The sequence below is a fragment of the Amycolatopsis echigonensis genome, from assembly GCF_014174495.1.
Lineage (GTDB): Bacteria > Actinomycetota > Actinomycetes > Mycobacteriales > Pseudonocardiaceae > Amycolatopsis > Amycolatopsis echigonensis.
Window position 1 is genome coordinate 1 of the sequence record NZ_JACJHR010000233.1, and the last position, 1,252, is coordinate 1,252.

Consider the following 1,252-nt stretch of genomic DNA (forward strand, 5'->3'; position numbering starts at 1 on the left):
CCTAGTAGATTGTCGCGGCTAATTCTTGGGGTATAGGTGGCGGAGTTTGACGCGTGCGTCGTCGGTGGTGAATTGCCAGTGGACTTGACGTTGTTCGGTGTTGATGGCGTGTTGCCAGGCGGTGAGCTCGGTGTTGAGGGTGTCGAGGTCGCTGATGCGGCGGTCGAGGCATTGCCGCGATAGTGCGGAGAGTTCGATCTCGGCGATGTTGAGCCAGGATCCGTGTTTGGGGGTGTGGTGGATCTCCAGGCGCTGGGCGAGCGAGAAGGCCTCGCCGGGTTCGAAGGCCTCGTAGAGCGAGGCGATGCCGTGGGTGTTGAGGTTGTCCATGACCAGCACCACGGTTTCGGCGTCGGGATAGTCCACGGTCAAGAGTTGTTTGACCTGCCCGGCCCAGTCGATCTTGGTTCGCTGGGTCAGGGCGTGGACACGGCGCCACCCGCGCAGGGGTTCGGCCCACACGAAGATCGAGCAGGTGCCGCACCGGACGTACTCACTGTCCTCGCAGGCGTTTCGGCCTGGCCGGGCCGGCAGCGGGGCGCGGACCTGGCCGAGCAGCTGGAAGGGTTTCTCGTCCATGCACACGACCGGACGGGCGGGGTCATGCGGCCGGGCGTAGACCGCGAGCACGTCCTCCATGCGGGCGGCGAACTCCGCGTTCGATTTCGGCGGGATGTTCCAGCACTTCCTCAGATGAGGGCGCAGTTCCGTTTTTTTAGGACCCGGCCGATGGTCGAGTGGTCCAGGCTCGGGATGTCCTCGGTGAGTTCGACATGTTTTTCCAGCAACCGCAACGACCATCGGGCATGCCCGGCCGGCGGCTGCGAGCACGCCAGGGCGATCAGCCGGGCCTCGACCTCGCCGGTCACCGGGGACGGCACCGGCGGAAGGTCGCGCTTCTTGCGCCCGATCGTGGCCAGGACATCGCCGCCGGTCTCAGCGAATCGCTTGGCGACCAGCCGCAGCATCTCGCCCGAGACCCCGAGCCGGGCCGCGATCACGTCCTTCGGATCGGGCTCGCCCGCCGAGGTGTCCAGTGCCAGCAGCACTCGTGCCCGCCTGATCGCCGATGCCGGATGCACACCCGTGGTGGTCAGCCGGATCAGCTCTTCACGATCCCGCGCCGACAACCTGACCGGCCGCTTCAACTGGGAGGCCATCGTCAAAGTCCTTGTCCGGCAGGGAAAGGGACCTGCCGGACAACAGCCTCCCAGCAGCAGGTGCCATAACTAAGCAGCGACACGCTACTAGT

Annotated in this window: 2 protein-coding genes; both read right to left on the reverse strand. The window is 65.7% G+C overall.

What is annotated here, in order from left to right:
- Positions 1 to 18: 18 nt before the first annotated feature.
- Entirely contained in the window at positions 19 to 801 is a 783-nt protein-coding gene (locus tag H5411_RS46485) for an IS630 family transposase (RefSeq protein WP_220818393.1), read from the reverse strand.
- Positions 690 to 1,160 (reverse strand): helix-turn-helix domain-containing protein, encoded by a 471-nt coding sequence (locus tag H5411_RS47250; protein ID WP_246370558.1) that lies wholly within the window; start codon positions 1,158 to 1,160, stop codon positions 690 to 692. Before H5411_RS47250 ends, H5411_RS46485 begins: the two co-directional genes overlap by 112 nt.
- Between the last annotated feature and the right edge of the window lie 92 nt (positions 1,161 to 1,252).

Excerpts from the sequence above, each read along its gene's own strand:
- H5411_RS46485 (WP_220818393.1), bottom strand. The coding sequence starts at position 801 with ATGGTCGTTGCGGTTGCTGGAAAAACATGTCGAACTCACCGAGGACAT.
- H5411_RS47250 (WP_246370558.1), bottom strand. The coding sequence starts at position 1,160 with ATGGCCTCCCAGTTGAAGCGGCCGGTCAGGTTGTCGGCGCGGGATCGT.